The 5,809-nt window shown below is 68.0% G+C and carries 5 protein-coding genes; all 5 read left to right on the top strand.

Going from position 1 to position 5,809, the window contains the following annotated elements:
* The coding region (locus P409_RS37310; protein ID WP_161790461.1) for a proton-translocating transhydrogenase family protein at positions 1–159 on the top strand (159 nt) is incomplete at its 5' end.
* A 49-nt stretch (positions 160–208) separates the two neighbouring features.
* On the top strand, positions 209–1,606 hold the full coding sequence (locus tag P409_RS24340) for an NAD(P)(+) transhydrogenase (Re/Si-specific) subunit beta (protein ID WP_034844719.1): 1,398 nt from the start codon (positions 209–211) through the stop codon (positions 1,604–1,606).
* A gap of 348 nt (positions 1,607–1,954) precedes the next feature.
* Positions 1,955–2,644, top strand: a complete 690-nt coding sequence (locus tag P409_RS24335) for a GntR family transcriptional regulator (RefSeq protein ID WP_034844717.1) — start codon at positions 1,955–1,957, stop codon at positions 2,642–2,644.
* Positions 2,645–2,701: 57 nt separating this feature from the next.
* Positions 2,702–4,405, top strand: coding sequence for a thiamine pyrophosphate-binding protein (locus tag P409_RS24330; RefSeq protein WP_034844715.1), 1,704 nt, complete (start codon positions 2,702–2,704; stop codon positions 4,403–4,405).
* A gap of 77 nt (positions 4,406–4,482) precedes the next feature.
* Positions 4,483–5,712, top strand: coding sequence for a formyl-CoA transferase (gene frc, locus P409_RS24325; protein ID WP_034844713.1), 1,230 nt, complete (start codon positions 4,483–4,485; stop codon positions 5,710–5,712).
* Positions 5,713–5,809 lie beyond the last annotated feature (97 nt).

The raw sequence follows: 5,809 nt of genomic DNA, 5'->3' as shown, positions 1-5,809 counted from the left end.
TCGGTGATCGTGGTGGGGGCCCTGATCGCGGCGGGCCCTGCGGTGATCGGGGCGTCGAGCGTGCTGGGGGCGCTGGCGGTGCTGCTGGCCTCGGTGAACATCTTCGGGGGCTTCCTGGTCACCCGCCGCATGCTGGCGATGTACCGGAAGAAGGGCTGAGACAGCCCGTTCAGGCGACAATCCAAGAGACGAAGGCGAGGGGATCGCGATGACGAGCCTGGCGGTGCTGGCGTATCTGGTGGCGGCGGTGTGCTTCATCATGGCGCTGCGGGGCCTGTCGAGCCCGGAGACGAGCCGGCAGGGGAACTGGTACGGGATCGCCGGCATGGCGATCGCGGTGGCGACGACGCTGGTGCTGCTGCCGCAGGTGCGGAACTACTGGCTGATCGTGCCGGCGATCGCGATCGGCGGCGGCATCGGCTATGTGGTGGCGCAGCGGATCCAGATGACGGCGCTGCCGCAGCTGGTGGCGGCGTTCCACAGCCTGGTCGGCCTGGCGGCGGTGTGCGTGGCGGCGGCGGCGTTCCTCGACCCCGCGGCCTACAATATCGGCACGCCGGGGGCGATCCATGTCGGCAGCCTGATCGAGATGGCGCTGGGGGCGGCGATCGGGGCGATCACCTTCACCGGCTCCTTGGTCGCCTTCGCCAAGCTGCAGGGCCTGGTCTCGGGCAAGCCGCTGGTGTTCCCGATGCAGCACCCGCTGAACGCAGCCTTGGGCATCGTCATCATCCTGCTGATCGTGTGGATGTGCGCCGGGCAGTCCGGGGCGGCGTTCCTGCTGCTGATCCTGGTCGCCCTGGCCTTGGGCTTCCTGCTGATCCTGCCGATCGGCGGTGCGGACATGCCGGTGGTGGTGTCGATGCTGAACAGCTACTCCGGCTGGGCGGCGGCGGGCATCGGCTTCACCCTGCAGAACAACCTTCTGATCGTCACGGGTGCGTTGGTCGGGTCGTCGGGCGCCATCCTCAGCTACATCATGTGCAAGGGGATGAACCGGTCGATCATCAACGTGATCCTGGGCGGCTTCGGCGGTGAAGCCAACGCAGCCGCGGCCGGCGGCGCCGCCGGCGACCGTGCGGTGAAGCAGGGGTCGGCGGAGGATGCGGCCTTCGTGATGAAGAACGCGCGGTCGGTGATCATCGTGCCGGGCTACGGCATGGCGGTGGCGCAGGCGCAGCACGCGCTGCGGGAGATGTCGGATCTCCTGAAGAAGGAGGGGGTGGAGGTGCGCTACGCCATCCACCCGGTGGCGGGGCGCATGCCCGGGCACATGAACGTGCTCTTGGCCGAAGCCAATGTCCCTTACGACGAGGTGTTCGAGCTGGAGGAGATCAACCGGGACTTCGCGCAGGCGGACGTGGCCTTCGTGATCGGGGCGAACGACGTGACCAACCCGGCGGCGAAATCCGACCCGGCGAGCCCGATCTACGGCATGCCGATCCTGGACGTGGAGAACGCCAAGACGGTGCTGTTCGTGAAGCGGTCGATGGCGTCCGGCTATGCCGGCGTCGAGAACGAGCTGTTCTTCCGCGACAACACCCTCATGCTCTTCGGCGACGCCAAGAAGATGTGCGAGGACGTGGCCAAGAGCCTGGCTGCGTAAGGGGAAGGCTCGTCCCCTTATTGTCATTGCCGGGCTTGACCCGGCAATCCAGGGCCACCGAGAACGGCTCTTGAAAGCCCCTGGATCCTCGGGTCAAGCCCGAGGATGACAATGGAGGGGGCGAAGAACAGGTCTCCACCCCACAAGTTTCCTCCCGACTGGGCCGTGCCACACCGTGGTGCGGCCATTTTTTGCGGTGCAGCATAAAGTTTCGAAGAATCCCAAGTAAAAAGACGATCACATCCGCTTTCTCGGCTTGCCGGACCGATTCTTCTGGTATACAAAATTCTGAATTCAGTCGACCAAAGAGCCTTCGCGGCCGGTCGCACGCTCTGGGACGGAACGCCGATGCTGGTGGATGGGGTGACGCTCGATGTCGCGCCGCTGGCCGCCAAGGCCAGCTACAAGGCCAAGGCCTACCAGGCCCTGCGCGACGCCATCGTGCGCATGAACATCTACGGCCACAGCCGCCCGATCCGGATCGACGAGCGGCAGCTGTGCGAGGCGCTGGGCATCAGCCGGACCCCGGTGCGCGAGGCCATCGCGCTGCTGGAGCAGGAGGGTCTCGTCCGGTCGATGCCGCGGCGCGGCGTCTTCGTGGTGCGCAAGACCCGGGACGAGATCCGCGAGCTGATCGTGGTCTGGGCCGCGCTGGAGGGCATGGCCGCCCGCCTGGCGGCCGAGCAGGCCGGCCCGGCCGGGGTCGAGGAACTGCGCGCCATGATCGCCGGCCAGGCGGCGGAGGCGGACTCGCCCGATCGGTTCGCCGCCGCCAACATCGATTTCCATCAGGCGCTGATCCGTCTCGGCGGCTGCGCCCTGATCACCGAGATGACCGAGACCCTGTTCCTGCACATCCGCGCCATCCGCTGGTCCCTGATCGGCCGGCCGGAGCGGGCCGAGCGGTCGGTGGCGGACCACGCCGCCATCGTCGAGGCCCTGGCGCGGCGCGACGGGGATCTCGCCGAGACGCTGGTCCGCAACCACGCCCTCGACCTGTCGCGGTCGGTCGAGCGGCACGGGACCGGCTTCGAATGACCGCCCGGCGCCGCGCGATGCCGCGCATCCCGAGCAAGAGGTGAGGAGGAAGCGATCATGCCCGATACTGCAGTGAAGGAAGCGGCCGCGACGGAGGAGGTCATCTCCGGCGGTCACCTCGTGGCCAAGGCGCTCAAGGCCGAGGGCATCGACACCATCTTCACGCTGTGCGGCGGCCATATCATCGACATCTATGACGGCTGCCTGGACGAAGACATCCGCATCATCGACGTCCGGCACGAGCAGGTGGCGGCCCATGCCGCCGACGGCTATGCCCGCGTCACCGGCAAGCCCGGCTGTGCCGTGGTCACCGCCGGCCCAGGCACGACCGACGCCATCACCGGCGTCGCCAACGCCTTCCGCGCCGAGAGCCCGTTCCTGCTGATCGGCGGCCAGGGTGCCCTCGACCAGCACAAGATGGGGTCGCTGCAGGACCTGCCGCATGTCGATATGATGAAGTCGATCACCAAGTTCGCGGCCAATGTGGTGACCACGGAGCGCGTCGCCGACATGTGCTCGATGGCGTTCCGCGAGGCCTTCGCCGGCGCCCCAGGCCCGGTCTATCTCGAGATCGGTCGCGACATCCTGGACGGCCATGTGCCGGTCAAGAAGGCCCGGCTGCCCGAGGCCGGCCATTACCGCTGGTCGACCAAGAGCATCGGCGACCCGCGCGACATCGAGAAGCTGGCCGACATCCTGGTCCATGCCAGGAAGCCCTGCGTGCTGCTGGGGCAGCAGGTCTGGACCTGCCGCGCGGCCGACGACGCGATCAATTTCGTCCGCACCCTGAACATCCCGGCCTTCATGAACGGCGCCGGCCGCGGCACGCTGCCGCCGGGCGACCCGCACCATTTCCAGCAGACCCGGCGCTACGCCTTCGACAATGCCGATGTGATCCTGATCGTCGGCACGCCCTTCGACTTCCGCATGGGCTACGGCAAGCGGCTGGGCCGCAACGCCACGGTGGTGCAGATCGACCTCGACTACCGCACCGTCGGCAAGAACCGGGACGTCTCGCTCGGCCTGGTCGGCGATTGCGGCGCCATCTTCGCCGCCGTCACCCAGGCCGTCTCCGGCCGGGTCGACAACGGCGCCAAGGGCCGCGAGCCCTGGCTGGAGGAGCTGCGGGCCGAGGAGGCGAAGATGGAGGCGGCGCGGCTGCCGAAGCTGCGCTCCGACGCCTCGCCGATCCATCCGCTGCGCCTGGCCTATGAGCTGAACGAGTTCCTGACCGACAACACCGTCTATATCGGCGACGGCGGCGACGTCGTCACCTTCTCGGGCGGCGTGGTCAAGCCGCGGGCCCCGGGCCACTGGATGGATCCGGGCCCGCTCGGCACCCTCGGCGTCGGCGTGCCCTTCGCCATGGCATCGAAGATCGCCCAGCCGGAGAAGGAGGTGCTCTGCCTGTTCGGCGACGGCACCTTCAGCCTGACCGGCTGGGACTTCGAGACCATGGTGCGGTTCGACCTGCCCTTCATCGGCGTGGTCGGCAACAACTCGCACATGAACCAGATCCGCTACGGCCAGATCCAGAAATACGGGCCGGAGAAGGGCAATGTCGGCAACAAGCTGGGCGACGTGCACTACTCCAAATTCGCCCAGATGCTCGGCGGCTACGGCGAGGAGGTGTACGAGGCCAGCCAGATCCGCCCGGCGCTGGAGCGGGCGCGGGACTCCGGCAAGCCGTCACTGATCAATGTGTGGATCGACCCCGACGCCTACGCCCCGGGGACCATGAACCAGACCATGTACAAGTAAGCGGCCGCGGGCGCGGGCTGCACCAGAACAGCCGCCCGCGCCCCGTCCTGCCACCGGCACAGATAGGGAGAGAGACCATGGGCAAGGCCCTGGATGGGGTGCGCGTTCTCGACATGACCCATGTCCAGTCGGGACCCTCGGCGACGCAGATCCTGGCGTGGTTCGGGGCCGATGTGATCAAGGTGGAGATGCCCGGCCGCGGCGACATCACCCGGTCGCAGCTGCGCGACAAGTCGAATGTCGACAGCCTCTACTTCACGATGCTGAACAGCAACAAGCGCAGCATCACCATCAACATGAAGTCGCCGCAGGGGCAGGAGGCCTTCATCAAGCTGCTCGAGCAGTCGGACGTGCTGATCGAGAATTTCGGCCCCGGCGTGCTCGACCGCCAGGGCTTCCCCTGGGACAAGATCCAGAAGATCAACCCACGGGTGATCTACGCCTCGGTCAAGGGCTTCGGCCCCGGCCCCTATGTCGACTGCAAGGCCTATGAGACCGTGGCCCAGGCCATGGGCGGGTCGATGAGCACCACCGGCTGGCATGACGGCCCGCCGACCTCGACCGGGGCCCAGATCGGCGACAGCGGCACCGGCATGCATCTGGTCGCCGGCGTGCTGGCGGCGCTGCTGCAGCGGACCCAGACCGGCCGTGGCCAGCGGGTCGAGGTGGCGATGCAGGACTGCGTCCTCAACCTCGTCCGCGTGAAGATGCGCGACCAGCAGCGCCTGGTGCACGGGCCGCTGCGGGAATACCCGAACAAGGAGTTCGGCGACGCCGTGCCGCGCTCCGGCAACGCCTCGGGCGGCGGCCAACCGGGCCAGGCGCTGCGCTGCGCCCCGGGCGGCGAGAACGACTATGCCTACGTCATCATCCAGCCCCAGGGCTGGGCGCCGCTGATGCGGCTGATCGGCCGCGAGGAGCTGATCGAGGACCCGGCCTTCGCCACGCCGGAGGCGCGGCTGTCCCATCTCGATGAATGCTTCGGCATCATCCAGGGCTGGACCAGCCAGCGCAGCAAGATCGAGGTGATGCAGGCGCTGAACGAGATCGACGTGCCCTGCGGCCCGATCCTCAGCATGAAGGACCTGATCGAGGACCGCTCGATGTATGACCGCGGCATGCTGGTCGAGGTGCCGCATCCGGAGCGCGGCAACTACGTCCAGGTCGCCTCGCCGATCCGGCTCTCCGACAACGACGTGCCGGTCGACCGCTCGCCGCTGCTGGGCGAGCACACCGACGAGATCCTGGCCTCGGTCGGCTACGACGCCGATGCCATCGCCGCGATGCGCACCGCCGGGGCCATTTGATGACGGCGCGGACCCCTTTTTGTGCCTCTCCCGCGTGGCGGGAGAGGTCGGGCGTCCGCAGGACGACCGGGTGAGGGCGGGCCAGGCCTCGACAAAA

Source organism: Inquilinus limosus MP06 (assembly GCF_000767795.1).
In the GTDB taxonomy this organism is placed as follows: domain Bacteria; phylum Pseudomonadota; class Alphaproteobacteria; order DSM-16000; family Inquilinaceae; genus Inquilinus; species Inquilinus limosus_E.
The sequence above is the reverse complement of the archived record's forward strand: the minus strand, read 5'-3'. Positions and strand labels throughout refer to the sequence as shown.

What these genes read in the sequence shown, in the direction of transcription:
- P409_RS24340 (WP_034844719.1), top strand. Translation starts at nt 209, where the DNA reads ATGACGAGCCTGGCGGTGCTGGCGTATCTGGTGGCGGCGGTGTGCTTC.
- P409_RS24335 (WP_034844717.1), top strand. Translation starts at nt 1,955, where the DNA reads ATGCTGGTGGATGGGGTGACGCTCGATGTCGCGCCGCTGGCCGCCAAG.
- P409_RS24330 (WP_034844715.1), top strand. Translation starts at nt 2,702, where the DNA reads ATGCCCGATACTGCAGTGAAGGAAGCGGCCGCGACGGAGGAGGTCATC.
- frc (WP_034844713.1), top strand. Translation starts at nt 4,483, where the DNA reads ATGGGCAAGGCCCTGGATGGGGTGCGCGTTCTCGACATGACCCATGTC.